The organism is Negativibacillus massiliensis (assembly GCF_900148495.1).
GTDB lineage: Bacteria > Bacillota > Clostridia > Oscillospirales > Ruminococcaceae > Negativibacillus > Negativibacillus massiliensis.
Genome location: NZ_FTRU01000008.1, coordinates 155430 through 175872 on the forward strand (window position 1 = coordinate 155430; position 20443 = coordinate 175872).

Sequence of the window (20443 nt, forward strand, 5' to 3'; positions counted from 1 at the left end):
TCGCAGATTTTCTGCGAGTGTTTCCCTTACCTTAAAGTTGTTTGGACATCGAGATGTGCGGGCAGTATTCATCGAGATATTCTTCTCCCGATTCCACATAGCCATTTTTGCGGTAGAAGCCTTTTGCGCGGACCTGTGCGCTTAGGTGAGCAACAGCTGGACCTTTTGCAAGTTCGCGGATCTTTTCTTCACAGGCGCTGAGGATCTGATTGCCCAGATGTTTGCCGCGATAATTTTCCAGTACGCAGATGCGGCCGATCTGCCATACACCGTCTTCTCCTTTGTAGATGCGGGCAGCACCGATTGGTTCTTCGCGGTCATAAACGGTCAGATGCCAGCTTACCTTATCCAGATCATCGAATTCTACTTTAAAACCCTGTTCGATTACAAAAACATTTGCGCGAACAAAAAATGCGTCGTCACTGCCTTTTTTTCCCTGTGTCCAGACAAATTCATATTCCTGCTTTTTAGCCAAGATGATTCCTCCTCATAATTGGGATAGCTCTATTATATCCGATTACAGCGGACAAATCAATTTTAAAAGCAGAAGAAAGATACATCCAGGAATTCCAAAAGCGGAGCTTATGATCAGACTGGGTACAGTGACGGCAAGTCCAAGAAAAGGGAAAAAACTTTGCATCAAAACAAGGCACCCAGCGCCGCTTACAGCAGAGAAAATGATTCCACGCAAAAAGTAACGATGATTGAGTAAAAAGAGCGCCTGCGCGATGATACAGGCAATCAGAATAAAAAATAAAACAGTTTGATCCATAAACACGCCCCCTGATACCATATTTATGGGAAAGAAAAGGGCTTTATGAATAAAGGAGGAAGGGAATATGCTGAAAGTCCGGATGGTAAACGAGGATACACAAAATCTGCCAATTACATTTTCGGTGATTGTCAGCCAATATCAGGGAAAATGGGTGCTTTGCCAGCATAAACAGCGCAGTACCTGGGAAGTGCCCGGAGGACATATTGAACCGGGAGAAACTCCCGAAGAAGCGGCAAGACGGGAATTGTATGAAGAAAGCGGAGCGAAAGAATATGATCTGCATGAAGTCGGAGTTTATGGGGTAAAACGGGATGAACAGGAAGATTTTGGGATGCTGTATTTTGCACAAATCCATTCCTTTGATACCCTTCCCCGGGATTTTGAGATGAAGAGAGTGGAACTGTTTGACACCCTGCCGGAGAACATGACTTATCCACAGATTCAACCATATTTAGTGAAGATGGTACAGCAGGCTGAGCCTGCACCCAGTTCGCCTACGGCGCAAGGACGGGCAGTAGGACACAAAAATAAAGTTTTTTTGTAGTTGAAAACTTTTTGCAAGAGAAAAAGTTTTCAAAAACCAATTGTAAGCAGAGAGCATCCTCGAAAAGTTCCCAGTGGGAAGTTTTCGGATAGTATAAACCTGTTCCTGCTTGTCTACCTTACAAAGACAAGTAAATCAGAGCAAAAGAAAACGGACAGCGAAAGCTGTCCGTTTTTTGTTACAAGCTATTTTTGTAGCGGTCGTATGCTTCACGAAGTTCAGCAGCGGTTTCTTCCGGACATCTTGGGTTGCAGTGAGCCCATGCGCCAGTTTCACTGGAAGCGTTGAATTTCTGCTGGTTTGCCGAACGAAGCGGTGGGAAGAATTCAACATGGAAGTGGAAATCTTCCTCAACATCACCGGAGTTTACTGGAGCGTTGTGCATACACATCATGTATGGGAATTCCTTATCAAACATGGTGTCAAACATGCCAACAATCTGTTTTAAGGTGATGCCAAAATCGGTCTTTTCCTTGTCGGTCATCTGGGTGATATGGGAGATATGGCGTTTTGAGAAAACATAGATGCCGTATGGATACTCGGTAAAGAATGGGAGGAAAACAGTGAAGGAATCGTTTTCAAATACGATTCGTTTACCAAAATCCTGTTCTGCTTTGAGCATATCGCAGAACAGACAGTTTCCCTTTTCTTTGCGGTATTCCTGCGCAGACTGAAGTTCAAGCTGCAGTTTTTTCGGAATTACCGAGTAACCATAGATCTGTCCGTGTGGATGCGGCATGGAAGTTCCGACCATGCTGCCGCGGTTTTCAAAGATAAAGACATATTTGATGTTTTCATCCTTGCTGATGTCAGCATAACGCTCTGCCCACAGGTCGACCAGTTTTCTCATGTGTTCATCGCTGAGCTCTTTGAGGGTGGTGTGGTGACCTGGAGAATACAGGATAACTTCACATTTTCCGTAGGATGGTCTGACCTTGAAAAAGTCGTTTGCAACGTCATCTGGCTGCGGTGGGTTCTGGGAAAGGGCAGGGAAGTCGTTGTCGTATTTGAGCACCTCATAGTCGTCCGGTACCTTTCCGGAACCTGGACAGAAAGGACACCAGTCCTTTGGCATCTGAGGGCGATTCTGGCGGTTGGAGTTGATCATAACCCAGTCCTGAATGAGTGGGTGCCAGCGAAGTTCAGCCATAATAAAATCCTCCTTATATCAAAAAGAAAAGTTGTACAAAATTAAAGTTTTGTTGTCACTTCAATGCCGCCGCATGGACGGATGGAAAGCAGGTGACAGGTGTTTTCTCCAGTGATTTTTTCCATCTCTCGAACAAAGTCAGCTGCAGCTTCGTTGCGGATGAAAACCTGAATGGTGCCGCCAAAGCCGCCGCCATGGATACGGCAGATGCCGTTTCCTTTGAGCAGGTGTTCAGCAGCCATCAGAGCAACACTCGCCGGCTGGGAAAGGGCGGAGAAGCTTGGATAGATATTTTGCAGATACATATAGGAAGAACGTCCCGATTCCTGACAGAGCTTTAAGAACAGCGGCATGTCCTCATCCTTGAGTGCCTGAGAAACTTCCTGAGCACGCAGATTTTCGTTAAAGAAGTGGTGAGCACGCAAAACAGCGCGGTCGCAGGTCTTTTCACGAAGGGCTGGAAGGTTCTGATAAAATTCTGCAGCAGGAACCTGGCGGAGATACTCTTTTCCAAAGAAAGCAGCAACCGATTTCATCTCGGCAGGAACAGCAGCATATTCATCAGTCAGATCGGAGTGATCGCCCTTTACATCCACGATGCACATGCTATATCCGCAACGGAAAAGGTCAAACTGGGTTTTGTCCACGATTGGATGAGCAGGATCATAAAAATCGATTGCAACAAATCCGCCGACAGAGCATGCCATCTGGTCCATCAGACCACATGGTTTTCCGAAGTAGCGGTTTTCTGCCATCTGACCAATTTGAGCGATCAGAACCGAGTCAAGTTTAGCATCGTTATAAAGATAAGAAAATACAGTGCCAATCAGCACCTCAAAAGCAGCAGAGGAAGAAAGTCCGGAACCTCTTAATACCTCGGAGGTAACACAGATATCAAAACCGCCGATCTGATAGCCCATCTCATGGAAGATAGCAGCGGTGCCGCGGATGAGGGAAGCGGTGGTGTTGATTTCGTTTTCATGGACACTCAGGTCATCCAGGCAGATTTCCTCAAAATCAAAGCCTTCGGACTGGATGCGGACAGAGTTTTTGCTGTTTTTGGATGCAGCAGCAATCATATCCAGATTGATGCTGGCAGCAACGACGCATCCATGCTGATGGTCGGTGTGGTTACCACTGATTTCGGTGCGTCCCGGCGCACTGAACAGTCGCGGAGTGTCACTGTCTGGAAAAGTTTTTGCAAACAGTTCCAGAAGATGGGTGTAGCGTTCCCTCTGGTGAGCGATGGAATCTTCATGATAGAGCACGGAGAAAGTGGAATCATATTCACCCTGGGAAATTGTATGTAAAAGGGAAGAAATGTTGTTCACAAAAAAACCTCCTGAAAAAATATAGGAATATAAAATAAAAGTGCTTATCTATTAGAGTAACTTATCTTAAGTGTGAAATCAAGATGAATATTAAAAGAAATCAAGCTGTTTTTTTTGACAAATATTTGTCATCTCGTTGTTTATGATAATTATAGAGAAGTAAAAAGTACAGATTAAACAAAAAAATGCAGCCGTTTTTTTAGGCTGCATTTTTTTAACAGATTTAGTTTGAAAGATTGGAAAATTTCATCTTTGCCTGCTGGACTTTTTCTGCAGGAGCGGACTGGGTTGGATACCAGCCGCGTTTCTGCAATTCGCTGAAAACATCATGCTGAATCTGGTGTTCTTCAGAAAGCAGGTTCATGAATTCGTTCATCAGAGAAGGGGAGGCACATTCATTTGCATAGGTGTTGTAGTTTTCGGTCATGAATTTTTCGGACGAGAGCGCGTCGGTGAGCATTTCGCGGTCAGTAAGAGTCTGTTTTGGCATCTTGGTTCCTCCTTTTGGTTAACCCAACAGATTGAGCAGTTTGTTTTTGTGGATTTCATGCTTTGCTGCAATCTGTTCGCAGGTGGTTTTGAGCTGCTGATCCTGTGTCATTTCGGCATACATCTTAAATTTCTGAATCATCAGCTGTTCCTGCCCAAGCTGCTCTTCGATAGCGGTCAGTTCTTTGGTGGTAAGATCCATGTTTTTCCCTCTTTTCTTTTGGTTTTAAAATGGCTTCATTATCAGTGTGCCCGATTTAAAGCAATTCTATCAACATTTAAAAGAAAAGGCAGGGGAAATTTTTGGAGGGAAGCTTAAAGCTGGAAATCACTTCCAAAATATTTAGCAATTTCTGTTTTCATACTGTCCAAACCATGACTATCACCGATTGCTTTATAGATATAGTATGCTTGTTTGTAATAATCTTTGCTCTTTTCATCATCGCCGAGAAAATGATAACATTCTGCAATAATTTCTATAGAAGAGGGAAGCGTAGCATATTGACCATACTGGACACAGGATTCCCAGCCCAAATGGGCAACCTCAATGGCTTTTTCATACTGCCCATCCAAATCCAATTCTCGAGCATAGTTGAAAGAAACTAACGGAAGCAGACCACCGGACTGCTTGACGTTATGAAAATGCTGTTTGATGTATTCGATCAGCTGAACAAAAATTTGAAGCGCTTGTTCACGTTTGCCTTGCTTGGAATAGATATTGGCAATTTGGTTGATAACCTTGACCTCATCAATGCAGTACAATCCTTTGCCGATATGGTCGATATCAAAGTAAGGTGAGGTGAGCCGGATTGCTTCAAAGAGCATCTCTAGTTTTTCTTCCAGCGAATATGGCTCAACCTTGCCATCAACCAGCTTGCCAAGGATCGCTCTGGAACGAAGGATAAACTGACGGACCTGATTGTCGTTTGGTTCTGCAATTGCTTCCAGTTCCTCGATTTTTTCCAATCCTCGCAAAGAGTCGTGGAGCACGTTGCTGGAAACGATTTCGGTCTGCAATTCGGAAATACGAAGTTCATTTTTGCTAACCAATGCGTAGTAGCGTTCCTCTGGAAGTCCAAGGCGCTGCATCAGCATGCGCAACTTATTGCTTCCCGGGGTTTGTTTTCCTGATTCCAGACGGGACATAGTAACAGGTTCACAGATTCCTTCGCATAATTCACACTGCTTTAATCCAAGTTCCAGTCTTCTTTGTCTGATTAATTCGCCGATAAAAAGTTGTTCCATCTCAGCATCGATCTCCCGTAATAAAAATTATCTGAAAATCATGTTGTTTGAGCGTGTCGTAGAATACAATTTTTGTCAATTGTCCTAATTTCAAACGAATATGATACTAATATAGCAGATTTTGTCCAAATTTGCCAGATGGAATGTGGAAAAATTTAGAGTAATATGTGTAAAGAGGAAACAGTACAAGAAATTACCGAAAAAATTCTATATTTTGACGATCAAAAGTCCTTCCTGACCGTAAGGAAGAAAATCCTGAAGAACTTTATTGCGAAAGTGAAAGCATCCGCCAAAGGCATCAGGATTTTGCGATAAAGAATTCATCATCAGCACATCTGAAGAAATTTTTCCTGCCTGTTGTGTGTAGTCGTCCTGTAAGCTTTGCTGCCAGTCATCGATAGAAAAATTGACATAAATTGGCCAGAAAAGAATATCCTGCCCAAGATCGAAACGTTCTGGATAAACCCATAAATCACCGCAGAGAGCAATCAGACATTGTTTCCCTCGATATTCGAATGGTTGTACCAGATTACCTTCCTGATAATGATGGTCAGTTAGGCGAGAGACTTTCCAGCCCGGTGAAATTCTGCGGTAGTCGTACAGAATCTGTCCATTTGAAATAAGAGCGCAGGAGGAATAGAGTCTTTCTTCTTCCCGCTCTACAAATCCAAACAGAAAATCAATCCCGATATCACAGCTAAGTCGGCAGATTTTCTGGATAGGCGGGGAGGAAAGTTCCACAGCAATTTCTTTGTCTTTTTGGTAATTCCAACTAAGAGAATCAAATCCCTGTAAGAAAGTTTCTCCAAAACAGATCAGGTCAGCTCCGCTATCCTTTGTACGGCGAGCATAACGTTCCATCTGATGCAGGTTATACGCAATATCGTTATTGATAAATTTTGCAGAAGCTAAAGCAATCTTCATAAGAAACCTCCTTAATGCCCTAAAAAGAATTTAAGATAAGTTTATGATACTATATCCAATTACAAAAGTCTATGTAAAATGACATTTTTAGAAAAATATAGAAAAGCGCCACAAAAGCGCCATTTCTCCAAGAATTTACCACATCAAAAACTATTGCAAAAAACAAAGATAGCGTTTATAATATCGACAGACGTAAAACAAGTGGAGAAACGTCCAAGGGAAAAAGACAGCTGTGGGGTCCGACATCAATGAATTCATAGGAGGAAAACACAGATGAAAAAAATGATTGCATTTTCGACAGCAGCAGCGATGATGCTTACCATGGGTACAGCAGCATTTGCGGATATCAGCACAGGAATTGTAGGGGAAGAAAAGAACGAATGGCCAAATGAATTTGGTTTTGGCGGTGAAATCAAGGTGGTGCGTGGTGAAGAGGCACTCAGCTATCCGCTTGCTGAAGAAAATGAATTTGACCTTCAGCCGGGCGACACCGTTTACCTGCCGCTTTACTACACCACAAAAGAAGGTGAAAGCGTTACAATCGGTGCTTCCAAAGAAGAGATGACCGGCCATGTTCCATACACAGGTTCCATCGATAAAAACTGGAAACTGAACTTCATCGATAAGTCCAAGGATATGATCGAGACAGCGGAACTTTACAAGGCAAACTCTTCTGATAAAGCTCTGGTAAAAGGTGCAGTTTATGTAAAAGCACAGACTAAGGCAGCATATAACAGCTTGGATGATCTGGAATTTAACATTGGCGTGTTCGTTTCTGAGCGTTATACCCAGAACAAGACCGAGCAGATTCAGCTCAAAGGTGTATACAGCAACCCAAAATCCGAAAACATGGTAGACTTCGAATGGGAAAACCAGGTGTTTGAAAAAGCAGTTTGGGAAGTAGCGGAAGATCAGGACGGCACCGCAACCTTTAACTTTAACGATGATGCTTACTACACCGTAAAAATGTTCGGTGGCGATAAGGTAATGCTCGATTTCGACCGTACTTACAATAAAGAAGTTGCAAATCGTTACACGGAAGACCTGTACTTCTATAACTTCAGAGGCGATTTGGATTCCTTCAGCGCAACCGGTACTCTGACCATCCCAGTTGAAGAGGAAATGTACCTGTACGAAGTTGTAAATGGCGCACTCAAAACAACCAACGCTGTATACAACGAAGAAAATGAAGCAATGGAACTGAAAACCAGAAACCTCGGTGAGTACGTTCTCACTCCATCCAAACTGGATCTGAGCGCAGAGACAGAAAACGAAGGTTCTGACAACAACTCCAACGAAAATAACTCCAACAATTCCGGCAACAACGGCATTGTAGAAGAAACCCCATCTCAGGGTGAAAACCAGGAGAACAACGATTACCTCGGCGGCGGCAGCAGCGATAAGGGAAATCCGGATACCGGTGCAGAGGATCTGGTAGGACTGATGACTGCTATGGCAGTAGTTTCCCTGACAGGTATCGTACTTCTTGGTAAGAAGAAAAGATAAGCTCTTTTTCAAAGAGTTTTGATAAAAGACTAAAAAAGATCCTCCATCTGGTTCTCCACCCGGATGGAGGACTTTTTGTTTGCCTTTTATTACAAATATAAACGATTTATGCTTGTGAGCAAAAGAAAACTATGGTATGATGGAAAAAAGGAGGAATGATCAGAATGAATCGACGAGGTGCAGGCGTATTTTTTTGTTTGATTGCAGCCCTTTTCTTTTGTTGTTGGAATCTTTCCGCTGCGATGTTTATGGGCGGGGGTGCCAGCTGGAGTATGGATCTGTTTGCCGCAGGGCTCGAGTATACTGGGATTTTTCTTCCGGCACTTAGTGTCGTTAATCTGATCGTTGGGGTTATTTATCTTATCCTGGCTGAATCAGCACAGATCAAAGAATTCATCATGAAACGAAAGGATTCTGGAAGATGAATCAAAATATAGGGGTAAAGATTTTTATGGTCTCTGCAGCAATGCTGCTAGCGTACTTTGGGATACCATCGGCAAATGCTTTGGTGAGCCTGCTTGTGGGAATAATTGCCCTGATGATATTGGAATATAAGGAGAGAAAATAAAAAGAGCTCCCTGATGGGAGCTCTTTTTTATGCATGAAAGGTAATGTTTGGATTATGGTAAAGATTTTGCTCCCACAAAGTAGTTTGACGGGAAGGCTGTTTTGCAGCGGGAGAAGAATCAGAAAAAGAGTCGGGCATAGAATTGTCGCCCACTTCCTGCTGCTGGGTGATGTATTGCTGGTAAGCCTGCAATACGGCATCTTCCAACTGCTTTCTTGCCTGAGGGGTGATGGGATGGGAGATATCCCGGAAGGTACCGTTTTCATCTTTGCGGCTGGGCATTGCAACAAACAGGCGTTCCGGTCCCTCGATGATTTTGATATCATGTACAGCAAGGTCATAGTCCACCGTGATGGAAACCAGTGCGCGCAGGCGGTTGTCAGAATAGGTTTTTCGGATTCGGATATCGGTGATATTCATAAGTGTTCTCCTTTTGTCTAGAAATGATGCAGAGTTTTCAGGGAAAAGATGGTGTCAACGATAGTATGTGCATCCACATATTTCTTATACCAAGCGCAGAAAAAAGAAAAAACCGAGGAAAATCGCACAAATCCTGTTTATTTTCCGCTCGATAGGCAATATAATAGAAGAAGGAGAAAAGCTAACACAGCTGATTCACTTTAAGACAAAACAGAAAGGCAGAACACTTTGTTCTAACAGAAAAGGTGGTTTGTATGACACATATTCGCAAGGATTTTTTAAACGATAAAAAACATATCCATTTTATTGGAATCGGTGGTTCGGGAATGTTCCCGCTGGTGCAGATTCTGCACGGTATGGGATACTATATCACAGGCTCGGACAACAATCCTGGGGATACCATCGATTTTGAGCGGGAAAAAATGGATATTCCGGTTGTTCTGGGACAGAAAGCAGAAAATATCAAGGGGGCAGACCTGATTGTACACACTGCTGCAATTATGGATGACAACCCGGAACTGATTGCAGCAAGAGAAAGCGGTGTGCCGACCATTGAGCGCGCCGATCTTTTGGGACTGGTCACCAGCTGGTTTGACAACTGCGTTTGTATTTGTGGTACACATGGTAAGACAACTACCACTGCCATGCTTACCCAGATGTTTATGGAATGCGGGATGGACCCTTCGGCAGTAGTAGGAGGCAAGCTGCCTGCAATCGGCGGTAGCGGACGTCTTGGAAAAAGTGATATTATGGTCTGCGAAGCGTGCGAATTTGAGGATCATTTCTTAAAGTGTCATCCGGATATTGCAGTTATCCTCAATGTAGATGCTGACCATCTGGAATACTTTAAGACGCTGGACAACATCATTGCTTCCTTCCATAAGTTTGCTCAGATGACCACAAAGACAGTTATTTATAACGGGGATGACATAAACTCCTGCAAGGCAGTGGAGGGAGTTACCGGCAAAAAGATGATTACCTTTGGTATGGATGAGAAAAACGACTACTATCCAAAGAATATTGTCCACAAGGATGGCAGACATACCCGCTATTCCCTTTATTACCATGGGGAAAATTTAGGGGAAGTATTGCTCAATGTACCAGGAGATCACAATATTTTAAACAGTATTTCGGCAATTTCTGCGGCAATCGAATCTGGATGCAGCGTTTCGCAGGCGCTTTCTTCGGCAAGTGTGTTTGAAGGAGCTGGCAGACGATTCGAGATTATGGGCGAAAACAAAGGAGTTACCATTGCAGACGATTACGGACATCATCCGGCGGAAATCGAGGCTACCTTAAAAGCAGCAAAAGCAATGGAGTACAAACAGGTTTGGGCGGTACATCAGCCATTTACCTATTCCAGAACCGCAATGCTGCTGGATGATTTTGCAAGAGTTTTGCAGATTGCAGATCATGTGGTTCTATCAGAAATCATGGGTTCCAGGGAAAAGAATACCTACAATATCTATGCCAAGGACCTTGCAGATAAGATTCCAGGATGTGTGTGGTTTGAGACCTTTGAGGAAATTTCAAAATATGTCATGAGCCATGCTCAGCCAGGGGATCTGGTCATCACCTTGGGATGCGGCGACGTTTATAAGTGTGCAAAATTAATGTTAGCAGAGAAGTAATGTCTGTCAAAAACAGAAGTTTGCGGGCACCCCTGTAACATTTAATAAAACCAGAGAAGCAGTTTTAGAGATTCCGCAAGGGAACGGTGAGATAGGCTGTAGTTTTGCAGCCAACCATCTGCACTCAGTACGGGAAAAAACTCTTGAAAGTTGGCTGCCTCTTGTGCTACAATAAAAAATACAGAAGGAACGTTTTGGTTCCTATATTTTCTGGTTGAATTGCCCAGAAAAAATGATAACGAAAAGGAAGAGATTACCATGAAAAAAGTAGTTGCAACAACAAAAGCTCCAGGCGCAATCGGTCCATACTCCCAGGCAATCGTAGCTGGTGACAATATGTACATTTCCGGCCAGCTGCCAATCAACCCAGCTACCGGCGAACTGGCTGAAGCAAACATCCAGGCACAGACAAAACAGTCTCTGGAAAACATCAAAGCAATCCTCGAGTCTGAAGGTCTCTCCATGAAAAACGTTGTAAAAACAACCGTTCTCATGCAGAACATCGGTGATTTCGGCGCAATGAACGAAGTTTATGCAGAATACTTCACCGAAGAGTGCCCAGCTCGTGCAGCTTACGAAGTTGCTAAACTGCCAAAAGGCGCTCTGGTAGAGATTGAAGCAATCGCTTACGTAAAATAATCACAGACTAAGTGTCTGTAACCTAGGAAAAAGGACACCTCAGACGGTGTCCTTTTTTCGGGTTTTGGACAAAATACGGGAGTTTTTAAGGAAGGAAACAAGATGAATTATCAGCAAGCTTGTTTTTATATTGAAGAATGTCAGCAGGGACGTGGAAGATTTGGTCTGAACAAGCTGGAAGAAGTGCTTCATCAGCTGAATGACCCGCACAAGAAGCTTTCGTTTGTTCATGTGGCAGGAACCAACGGAAAGGGTTCCACTGCCGCCATGTTGTCCTCTGTTCTGACCAAAGCCGGTTACAAAACGGGACTGTATACTTCACCGCACCTGATGCGCTATAACGAACGAATGAAAATAAATGGACAGGATATCCCGGATGAAGATTTTATCGAGGCTGCCGGGACCGTAAAGGAAGTCTGCGATAAAATGGGAGGGATTCCGATTGTTTTTGAAATATTGACCCTGATGGCACTGTGGTATTTTGCAAAGGAACAGTGTGATATTGTGATTTTGGAAGTGGGGATCGGCGGACGCATTGATGCGACCAACTGTATTCCTTCCCCAAAGGTAGCGGTTATCACCCAGTTGGGATTGGATCATACCGAAACGCTGGGAGATACCCTTGAAAAGATTGCAGCGGAAAAAGGTGGAATCATAAAACCTGGATGTTATGCTGTCATGGCAGAACAGCAGGAATCTGCAATGGATGTGGTAAGAGAAATCTGTAAACAAAAACAGGTTCCGCTGACCATTGCTTCCGTTTCCCGCATGAAGGTGCTGTCTTCCTCGGTAGAGGGACAGCAGATCGAGGATAAAGAATATGGAGCTATCTTTCTTCCGCTTGCCGGATCACACCAGGTAAAAAATCTGGCCAATGTATTGGAAACGGTGGGAGTATTAAAACAGCAAGGATACCAGATTTCGAATGATGCAGTCGTAGATGGAATCCGGCAAACAAAATGGCCGGCCAGAATGCAGCGCCTTTGCACAAATCCTGATTTCCTTCTGGATGGGGGACACAATCCACAGTGTGTTCAGGCAGCGACAGAAGCATTAAAAGCATTCTATCCAGATAAAAAAGTAGTATTTTTAACTGGAATGATGCAGGACAAGGATACAGATCGGATGCTTGAAGAGATGGTGCCGCTTGCGCAGGAATTTGTCTGTATCCATCCGGACAGCCAGCGCGCAATGGATCAAAATGATATGTGCCGCATGTTGAGGGAAAGATATGGGGTGCAGGCAACTGCTTGTCAGACGGTCAACGAGGGAATCAGGACTGCAATCAAAAAAGCGGGAGATCATGCAGTGGTCTGCGCGTTGGGATCGTTGTATCTTGCCGGAGAGATTCAAAGCTTTTTTGAAAAAGGAGAACAGTGTCGTTAATATTTTTCCAAACTGTAAAATATCCGACAAAAGCCCTTGGTTCTTTGACAAATCGGCTGAGAAATGGTATCATAAATTTTGATTATGAAGATAAAATGTGGGTGGAAGAAAGTGCAACATTCCTCTGCTCACAGAACAAAAGACCCGTAGGGTAAATGGGGGAAAAACAGTGAAAAAACTGATTGCTTTATTACTCGCAATGATCCTTTCTGTTTCGATGTTCAGCGGATGCTCTTCTAAAGAAGAAACCGGCGAACAGCAGCAGACTGCCGAGCAGAGCACTTCTACTGAAGGAAATATGGTCAGCGCTGACTGCAAAGGAAGCGTGCTTACCTGGAACCTTGGTGTGGACAGCCAGACTCTTGACCCGGCAAAAGCAGTATCTGATGACAGCATGAGCGTGATCAACAACACCTTCGAAGGATTGATGCGCGAAAATGCAAACGGTGTAGAACCGGCAATGGCACAGGATATGCCGCAGGAAACAGAGAATGAGGATGGAACTGTAACACTGACCTACACACTGCGCGATGCATCGTGGTCGGATGGACAGCCAGTTACTGCCAACGACTTTGAGTTTGCATGGAAACGCTGTGCAGATCCTGCTAATAATGCGGAAAACGCTTATCTGATGGGATATCTTGCAAATTACGACGATATTGCTCAGGGACTTGCTGAGGTCGACACTTTGGATGTAAAGGCAGTGGATGATAAAACTCTGGAAGTAACACTCAAACAGCCAACAGAATATTTTAATGAACTGCTCACTCTGCCGGCATTTATGCCATTGAGAGAGGATATGGTCGGCTCAGATGACAGCTGGTCCAAGGATCCGCAGAGAGCAGTTTCCAACGGTCCATTCACTCTGGCTGGATATACAGCAGGAACGGAATTTGTTCTCCAGAAAAATGATCAGTACTGGAACAAGGAAAACGTATCTCTGGATTATATTGTAGCAAGAATGCTGGATGAAAACTTTGCGCCGGTTGGCATGGCATTTGGTGATATTATGCTGACTGAGGGAGAGGTTTCTCAGCCGGAAAACCAGACCGATACCGAAGGAAATACCGTGGAAGTTCCACAGCTTGCAAATACTGTCACTGCAGCAACAATACCATCTTCAACTGTAGTCAGCCTGGTGGTTAACACTAATACTACAAATTCTCTGCTGAAGAATGCAGACGTCAGAAATGCACTTTCTCTGGCACTGGATCGTACTGCAGCAGCCGAAGCAGCAGGTGGACAGGCACTGCTGTCGGTAAGCCCATTGGGAGGAGAAAATCTCTCTGCAACAGCAGATACCGAAAAAGCACTGAGCATGATAAATGGTGCAGGTTCGGAAGAAGCAACCGATACAGAAGAACAGACTGCAGATGATAAATCCATTGAGATTGTTTATCTGGAAAATGATGAACTTGCAGCAGCTCTGGAAACAGTAAAATCTTCCTGGGAAGCGCTGGGCTTCTCGGTAACCCTGACTGCTCAGGATGCAGAGACCTTTAAGCTCAGCAGAAACAGCCTGCAGTATGCAGATATTCTGTGCAGCGTATGGGAAGCAGATGCACAGGATCAGCAGCTTTATCTAGAACCATACCTTTCCTATAATGTTCAGTCGGGCTGTGGATACACAAATCCTGATTTCGACCAGCTGATGCTGGATGCAATGCAGGCATCGGGCGAAGAAAGAACAGCAAAACTTTCTGAAGCAGAAACCACCCTGCTCGAAGACGGATATGTGATGCCGCTCTATCAGCAGACCATCACAACCACCAGCGATACTGCGAAGGTATCCGGTTGGAGCATTCTGCCAAATGGAATGTACTGGTTTGGTGAAGCTTCGGTAAACAAATAGTTATTATATAGGATTATATAACAAAAAGGCGGGAAGTATATTTCCCGCCTTTTTTGTTATACTAAAGAAAAAATGTTGTGGTGATGTGTGTGATAAAAAAAGGTGCATATTCGCTGATTTTGTTTTTGTTTGGCGGAATCGGTTACTCTTTTATTGAGGTGTTGTGGCGCGGATTTACCCACTGGAGCATGTTCTTGCTGGGAGGATTTTGTTATCTTCTGATGGGAATTCTGGCAGAACAGTGCTGCGGTAGATTACCTTTGTGGTTCTGCTGCTTTTTTTCCACTCTTTCGATCACCTTCCTGGAGTTCATAACAGGCTGTGTGGTCAATCTGGGGCTTGGCTGGGATGTCTGGAATTATGCTGACCAGCCGCTCAATCTAATGGGACAGGTCTGTCTGGGATTTACCTCCCTGTGGTTTTTGCTGAGCATCCCAGTCAGCGAGCTGGCTTTCTGGATGCGAAAAAAGTTAAACCGATTATAGGATGGAGTAACGCTGAGCATAACCGCAGCGCCGGCATAATTCTTCGGATGGGGTTCGGCGTGAAAAACCGTCGTACAATGCCTTAGCACGAGGAGAGGAGAGAATCTCTGAAAGTGGTTTTTCATAGATGTTTCCGAGGTCAATGTTTCCCTCGGAATCCAGACAGCAGGGAACAACTGTTCCGTCAACAAGAACGCCGAACTGATCGCGGAGCCCATGACAGAACACACTGTCAAACGATTCTTGCTGCTGAATATCCGGCCAGGAAAATTTTTCCGCGGTTTCCAGGTAGACCCTATCGCAAAGGGAGATACTGGATTTATGTTCCAAAGCCTCAGCTGGGTCGAAGTCGAGATGAAAAAATTCTCTGACCTGATGAAAAATATCCACATTGCACTGGTTTGCCGCCTTTAAAACAGCACTGTCCTTGTTCCAGAGACGAAGTACGAAGTAGGTTTTGGTTTGTTGGGAAGCAAGGGCACAAAACTGCAGGATATCCTGCAAGTATTCCTCAAGCGTTTGTCCGGTCTGATTTGCTTCAAAACTGTGGACCGAAATGCTGACCCGGTACAGGGATGGGGAAGAAAGCAGGATGTCCTGTTTTTCTTTGAGCAGGGTTCCATTTGTGGTGAGCGATACCTTTAAACCTCTTTCACCGCAGATGGTGAAAAATTCTTTAAGGTTCGGGTGAAGGAGTGGTTCACCCATCAGGTGAAAATAAACATAGTCGGTAAAAGGAGTTACCTCGTCGATCAGGTGCAGAAATTCCTCTGTCGAAACAAAACGTGGGGAACGTTTTGTTTTAGGGCAGAAAGAGCAGTTAAGGTTACATATATTAGTGATTTCGAGATAGGCTTTCTTAAAAGGTTTGCTGGATTTTTTTCCCATACTCAGTTTCCTTTCCGGTAACAGATACTTTCTATTCAGTATACCAAAAAATAAGGGGAAACAGAAGGGCTTTTGTTGAAGGACAGGGCATTTTTTGATATACTAAAAGGACAATAGAGAAAAGAAGAAAGAACAGTACGAAAGCATACGGGTTGCTTTTATTGGCGGCTATTGTTTGTGCACTGTTTTCGGACCAGATAGATAAAATGTTTGCTATGGATAATCAACTGAAAAAAGTACTTTTGTTTTTTCGGCTGGAGTTTTTCTGGTTTGCATAATTGGAGCAGCGGCGTCCATTTTTTCAATCCTTGAAATGGGATAGATATACCAAAGTTTACCTACTAAGTAAAAAATGAAAGTGCGATATAGGATCTAGGCTTAGCCTGGGGGAGGAGAAATATGCTTAAGAAAAATCAGATAGAAGAGGCAGAAATTACTGCGATGTCCTCGGATGGAAATGGCATCGCAAAAATAGATGGAATGGTTGTGTTTGTTCCTTATACCGCCGTTGGGGATAAACTGAAAATCAGAATCGTAAAGGTGCAGAAAAACTATTCTTTTGGCATCATAGAGGAAATCCTGCAGCCTTCCCCGGACCGGGTGGATGACCACTGTCCGGTTTATAAAAAATGCGGCGGCTGTGCGTTTCGCCATATTTCTTATGAAGCGGAGCTGCGCCACAAGGCGGAGTTCGTACAATCCAATCTGCGCAGACTGGGCGGATTAGATCCGGTTATGCTGCCAATCACACCATCTCCGCTGGTACAGGGTTACCGAAACAAGGCACAGTATCCAATCCGTGAATACGATGGAAAAATCGAAGCAGGATTCTTTGCAAAGCGCAGCCACAGAGTCATCTCTTGTGCAAGCTGTGATTTGCAGCCAGCCTTTTTTGAACAGATTCTCGAATATACCAAACAGTTTTTGGAAGAGTACCACATCTCAGCTTATGACGAACAGACAGGAAAAGGAAAGGTACGTCATCTCTATATTCGCTACGGAGAAGTTTCCGGCGAAGTCATGGTTTGTCTGGTGGTTAATTCCGAACGTTTGCCGCATGCAGCAGAATATGTAGAAGGTCTGCTCAAGGTTTGCCCACAGGTAGTATCGGTGGTGCTCAACATCAACCGTGAACAGAACAACGTCATTCTGGGACAAAAATGTATTACTCTCTATGGAAAGGACACCATCGAGGACACTCTTTGCGATGTTCGATTTGAGTTATCTCCTCTGAGCTTTTATCAGGTAAACCGCCAGGCAGCTGAAAAGCTTTACCGCCTTGCAGCTGAGATGGCTCAGTTTGAGGGAAACGAACTGCTGATTGACCTCTATTGTGGAGCAGGTACCATCGGTCTTTCGATGGCTTCCAAAGTGCGGGAGCTGATCGGGGTAGAGATTGTGCCGGACGCAGTTGAGAATGCAAAGGAAAATGCAAAGCGCTGCGGAGTAGAAAATGCGCGGTTTATCTGTGCAGATGCAAAGGAAGCTGCAGCACAGCTGGCTGCGGAAAATCTACATCCTGACGTGATTGTTGTGGACCCGCCGAGAAAAGGCTGTGACCTTGAGGTATTACAGGCAATTGCTGCTATGGCTCCAAAACGTCTGGTCATGATTTCCTGCAACAGTGCTTCTCTGGCAAGGGATTGCAAGGAGCTTGAAGCATTGGGCTATCATCTGGAGAAAGCAGCACCGGTCGATCTGTTCCCGAGGACAACTCATGTGGAGACGGTTGTTCTTTTGTCCCAACAAAAACCAGATGACACGATAGAGATCGACTTAGACCTGGACGAGCTGGATGCCACCAGTGCCGAGTTGAAAGCAACCTATCAGGAAATCAAAGATTATGTGCTGAAAGAATTTGGCTTGAAGGTTTCAAGTTTATATATTTCTCAGGTAAAACGCAAATGTGGAATTGAAGTGGGAGAAAACTATAATCTTCCAAAATCAGAAAATGCAAGAGTTCCACAATGCCCGAAAGAGAAAGAAGATGCTATCAAGGCTGCCCTGAAATATTATGCGATGATCTAAGGACATCGCTGATTTCAAGGAGGAATAACACATGAAAAGCACATTTGAAAAAATGGGTGGAACCTACACACTTGGCGCAGACGGAATTTACTATCCGAATCTTGTCAGTACAGATGAAGAACCGCATTATGGGAAATACGGAATGTTGCGGAAAACATATCTGAAAGAGCATCGTCCGGCAATGTATTCACTGTATATGTTGGAAGACAGATTGACAGAACATCTGAATGCGGTGGACGATGAAACACAGGAGAAAATGGATATTCTGGTGAGTCAGATGATGGAGAAGCAGGGCATTACGGAAGAATTGAAAGCTCGTGACCAGATGGAATGGGTTAGAGCGGTAAATAATGTCCGGAATGCTGCAGAAGAGATTGTGTTGAAAGAATTGATTTACAGGTAAACAAAGGGCTGAACAGGTAGGACGAAAAATCCTATTTGTTCAGCTCTTGTGTTTATAATGGGCAAAGAAGAACCAAATTATAATTCCATATCATACGACCTTTTCTTAGTTCGAGCAGGCTGATTTCGCCGTATTTCCTGTTTCCTCTGATATTCAAGTTCCCAGGCACGATGGGAAAAAACATCAGGATCTTCCACATTGAGATAATCTACCTCATTGGCTGCAATATCACGGCGGTGATAGTCATAATACTTACCAAAAGTACCTTTGAGCTGTTCGATCAGCTTATCCCGAAAATCAGGACGTATCTGGATTCGGGTGTCCAGCAATTCTGTATACTGTTCTGGTTCAGGACGAAATTTTTCTTCCCGGAAAGCGGCGGCGTCTTTTTCAAGCTGCTTTTTGAGCGAGGTGTCCTGAGAATACAGGATATCCAGATTTTTATTCATCTGGTCATATTTCTTGGATAGATTCGTCATATCTTTATTGGTAGAGCATTCTGCCTGGAAGATTAGCTGCTCTTTCCTTGATTTCAGTTCTTCGATTTCTTCGGTAATAGTGGTAAGCTGCTGATTTAATTTTATATGCCGGATGGGATTCAAAATACTGGTTTTATCCTTTTGCACATTCAGTTCTTTCCGTTCCGTAACTTTAGCTTTGAGTTCCTTTTTAACTGTGTTGTATTTATTCAGTATTGGATTGAAATGATTCATCCAGTCATGGATCACTTCTTTTTGCATCTCATTATGAAGTAAATGATACTGTATAAAAATCATATGATTGCGGATCGCTTCTAACGTTTCAGCTATTATTGGAATAGACTTTTCTACAGCTTCAGCCAGTTTTGCTACCTTTGCTTTTAATTCTCGGAGCATTTTGTTATCCGCACGAATCTGACGGTTGATTTCACAGCGGTCTGCTATCATGCCTTTCTTTTCCATATTCTGGGCAATGTAGCCTTCATGGATGGTTGGCTGTTCGGTGATTCCCTGATCTGCAAAGCTGCGGTGATCAATGGTAGCATTTATCTGATTACGTGCAAGCATTTTATTTACGGCATCTGCCCAGTTTGCCCGCCAGATACAAAGTTGTTCATCACTGTTCCATTGTTGGGAAATAGGATTCTGTCTGCCATATCGGCTGCTCTTGGGGTGTTTATCAATTCGTTCATATCCTTTTTCCTGTGCAACAGAAGAAGTCAGATATTCTTTCTTTTTCCCAACTTTATAGCGATATTGCTTTTCCCATCCCTGTTTCTGAGCAGTTTTAAATTCAGAAGCAGTAAACCCTTTTTCTTCCCCATCTTTGATACAGAGATATTCTTTTTCTGTTTTATACTGCCATGTTCCATTTTCATTTAATGGTCGGACAGTAAGAAGAATGTGTGCATGGGGATTGTGACCATCTGTATCGTGAATGGCAAAATCAGCACACATCCCCATATCTACAAAATTTTTTTTAATAAAATCTTGAAGAAGAGAAATATTGCTGTCTTTATCCAACTCAACGGGGAGTGCGACAACAAATTCTCTTGCAAGTCGGCTGTCTTTGGTCTTTTCGTTTTCTTCCACAGCATTCCAGAGTTGTTCCCGGTCATTCCATTCCAATGGAGCCATTGGAGGAAGCATCACCTCCTGATAGATCAGCCCCTGCTTTCTGGTATAGTCATGCTGGATGCCGTCATAATCATTGTACATGCGGCTACAGCTCATATAAGCAGAAGCAGCAACAGCAGACCGACCGGAACCGCGGCTGACGACTTTGGCTTGCATATGATAAATTGCCATATCTGGCACCTCCTTTCGATGTTGCCTGCAACAGCGGATAAAGCCCTCGGCAGAGCGCACGAGCCCCGAAGGGGATACCACTGCCTGATTTATCAGGTGGTGAGTAAGTGCGCCCTTCGGGATGAGAAATTGCTGGTGTCAACTAGTGTCAGATTCTTTTGAAACGGTTTAACAATTCCTGTCTGATCTGCGACGGCTCCATTGTCTGGAATTCCGGGAAGATGCTCTCCAAAACGGCACCCTCCTGAATCAGCCTGCGTGTCCGGGCATTTCGCTCTTTCACACGGTTCCGTGCCTGTGCTTCCTCTGCTCTGTGTCTTGCCTGTAATAATTCTTTTCTGATTTCTGTTTGTGTTTTTTTATCTGTCATATTGGCCTCCTTTCTTCTATGA

General features: G+C 44.0%; 21 protein-coding genes. 10 read left to right on the forward strand and 11 right to left on the reverse strand.

Annotated features, from left to right (window positions below; all coding sequences use genetic code 11):
* Positions 1 to 31: 31 nt before the first annotated feature.
* Complete coding sequence (locus BQ5375_RS06835; RefSeq protein ID WP_022132307.1) at positions 32 to 475, reverse strand: GNAT family N-acetyltransferase; 444 nt, start codon at positions 473 to 475, stop codon at positions 32 to 34.
* A gap of 364 nt (positions 476 to 839) precedes the next feature.
* Here BQ5375_RS06835 and BQ5375_RS06845 point away from each other — a divergent pair, with 364 nt between their 5' ends.
* On the forward strand, positions 840 to 1319 hold the full coding sequence (locus BQ5375_RS06845) for an NUDIX hydrolase (RefSeq protein WP_022132309.1): 480 nt from the start codon (positions 840 to 842) through the stop codon (positions 1317 to 1319).
* Between the two features lie 178 nt (positions 1320 to 1497).
* Here BQ5375_RS06845 and galT read toward each other — a convergent pair whose 3' ends face one another.
* From galT to BQ5375_RS06875, 6 genes are all read right to left on the reverse strand, one after another.
* Positions 1498 to 2469 carry a galactose-1-phosphate uridylyltransferase gene (galT, locus tag BQ5375_RS06850; RefSeq protein ID WP_022132310.1) on the reverse strand — a complete coding sequence of 324 codons (972 nt, stop codon included), beginning with the start codon at positions 2467 to 2469 and terminating at the stop codon, positions 1498 to 1500.
* 41 nt (positions 2470 to 2510) lie between these two features.
* Positions 2511 to 3800 (reverse strand): galactokinase, encoded by a 1290-nt coding sequence (locus BQ5375_RS06855; protein ID WP_022132311.1) that lies wholly within the window; start codon positions 3798 to 3800, stop codon positions 2511 to 2513.
* 223 nt (positions 3801 to 4023) lie between these two features.
* Entirely contained in the window at positions 4024 to 4290 is a 267-nt protein-coding gene (locus tag BQ5375_RS06860; protein WP_022132312.1) for a spore coat protein, read from the reverse strand.
* Positions 4291 to 4308: 18 nt separating this feature from the next.
* Positions 4309 to 4491: a spore coat protein gene (locus BQ5375_RS06865; protein WP_076917628.1), complete on the reverse strand. Its 183-nt coding sequence runs from the start codon at positions 4489 to 4491 to the stop codon at positions 4309 to 4311.
* A 113-nt stretch (positions 4492 to 4604) separates the two neighbouring features.
* Positions 4605 to 5534 carry a helix-turn-helix domain-containing protein gene (locus BQ5375_RS06870; RefSeq protein ID WP_076917629.1) on the reverse strand — a complete coding sequence of 310 codons (930 nt, stop codon included), beginning with the start codon at positions 5532 to 5534 and terminating at the stop codon, positions 4605 to 4607.
* 207 nt (positions 5535 to 5741) lie between these two features.
* Positions 5742 to 6458: a carbon-nitrogen hydrolase family protein gene (locus BQ5375_RS06875; RefSeq protein ID WP_076917630.1), complete on the reverse strand. Its 717-nt coding sequence runs from the start codon at positions 6456 to 6458 to the stop codon at positions 5742 to 5744.
* A gap of 273 nt (positions 6459 to 6731) precedes the next feature.
* Here BQ5375_RS06875 and BQ5375_RS06880 point away from each other — a divergent pair, with 273 nt between their 5' ends.
* A complete protein-coding gene (locus tag BQ5375_RS06880) occupies positions 6732 to 7964 on the forward strand; it encodes a hypothetical protein (RefSeq protein WP_076917631.1) in 1233 nt (410 codons plus the stop codon).
* A gap of 164 nt (positions 7965 to 8128) precedes the next feature.
* On the forward strand, positions 8129 to 8389 hold the full coding sequence (locus BQ5375_RS06885; RefSeq protein ID WP_022132317.1) for a hypothetical protein: 261 nt from the start codon (positions 8129 to 8131) through the stop codon (positions 8387 to 8389).
* A 170-nt stretch (positions 8390 to 8559) separates the two neighbouring features.
* Here the strand turns inward: BQ5375_RS06885 and spoVG are convergent, their stop codons facing one another.
* The gene (spoVG, locus tag BQ5375_RS14510; RefSeq protein WP_022132319.1) at positions 8560 to 8952 is read right to left on the reverse strand and encodes a septation regulator SpoVG; all 393 of its coding nucleotides are present in this window, start codon (positions 8950 to 8952) and stop codon (positions 8560 to 8562) included.
* 254 nt (positions 8953 to 9206) lie between these two features.
* Here spoVG and murC point away from each other — a divergent pair, with 254 nt between their 5' ends.
* From murC to BQ5375_RS06915, 5 genes are all read left to right on the forward strand, one after another.
* Complete coding sequence (gene murC / locus BQ5375_RS06895; RefSeq protein ID WP_022132320.1) at positions 9207 to 10583, forward strand: UDP-N-acetylmuramate--L-alanine ligase; 1377 nt, start codon at positions 9207 to 9209, stop codon at positions 10581 to 10583.
* 258 nt (positions 10584 to 10841) lie between these two features.
* On the forward strand, positions 10842 to 11222 hold the full coding sequence (locus BQ5375_RS06900) for a RidA family protein (RefSeq protein ID WP_022132321.1): 381 nt from the start codon (positions 10842 to 10844) through the stop codon (positions 11220 to 11222).
* Between the two features lie 102 nt (positions 11223 to 11324).
* Positions 11325 to 12608 (forward strand): bifunctional folylpolyglutamate synthase/dihydrofolate synthase, encoded by a 1284-nt coding sequence (locus BQ5375_RS06905; protein ID WP_076917632.1) that lies wholly within the window; start codon positions 11325 to 11327, stop codon positions 12606 to 12608.
* Positions 12609 to 12777: 169 nt separating this feature from the next.
* Positions 12778 to 14460: a peptide ABC transporter substrate-binding protein gene (locus BQ5375_RS06910; RefSeq protein WP_076917633.1), complete on the forward strand. Its 1683-nt coding sequence runs from the start codon at positions 12778 to 12780 to the stop codon at positions 14458 to 14460.
* A gap of 89 nt (positions 14461 to 14549) precedes the next feature.
* Positions 14550 to 14945 carry a putative ABC transporter permease gene (locus BQ5375_RS06915; RefSeq protein ID WP_159438020.1) on the forward strand — a complete coding sequence of 132 codons (396 nt, stop codon included), beginning with the start codon at positions 14550 to 14552 and terminating at the stop codon, positions 14943 to 14945.
* Here BQ5375_RS06915 and BQ5375_RS06920 read toward each other — a convergent pair.
* On the reverse strand, positions 14940 to 15833 hold the full coding sequence (locus tag BQ5375_RS06920; RefSeq protein WP_076917635.1) for a radical SAM/SPASM domain-containing protein: 894 nt from the start codon (positions 15831 to 15833) through the stop codon (positions 14940 to 14942). The genes BQ5375_RS06915 and BQ5375_RS06920 overlap by 6 nt on opposite strands.
* 399 nt (positions 15834 to 16232) lie before the next feature.
* On the opposite strand from BQ5375_RS06920, the gene rlmD reads away from it, so the two are divergent.
* Both rlmD and BQ5375_RS06930 read left to right on the forward strand, forming a co-directional pair.
* Positions 16233 to 17861, forward strand: coding sequence for a 23S rRNA (uracil(1939)-C(5))-methyltransferase RlmD (gene rlmD / locus BQ5375_RS06925; RefSeq protein ID WP_076917636.1), 1629 nt, complete (start codon positions 16233 to 16235; stop codon positions 17859 to 17861).
* A gap of 31 nt (positions 17862 to 17892) precedes the next feature.
* The gene (locus BQ5375_RS06930) at positions 17893 to 18264 is read left to right on the forward strand and encodes a TnpV protein (protein WP_008689726.1); all 372 of its coding nucleotides are present in this window, start codon (positions 17893 to 17895) and stop codon (positions 18262 to 18264) included.
* Positions 18265 to 18341: 77 nt separating this feature from the next.
* Here BQ5375_RS06930 and mobQ read toward each other — a convergent pair whose 3' ends face one another.
* Positions 18342 to 20051, reverse strand: coding sequence for a MobQ family relaxase (gene mobQ, locus BQ5375_RS06935; RefSeq protein WP_009243499.1), 1710 nt, complete (start codon positions 20049 to 20051; stop codon positions 18342 to 18344).
* 148 nt (positions 20052 to 20199) lie between these two features.
* Positions 20200 to 20421, reverse strand: a complete 222-nt coding sequence (locus BQ5375_RS06940; RefSeq protein ID WP_008689723.1) for a hypothetical protein — start codon at positions 20419 to 20421, stop codon at positions 20200 to 20202.
* Between the last annotated feature and the right edge of the window lie 22 nt (positions 20422 to 20443).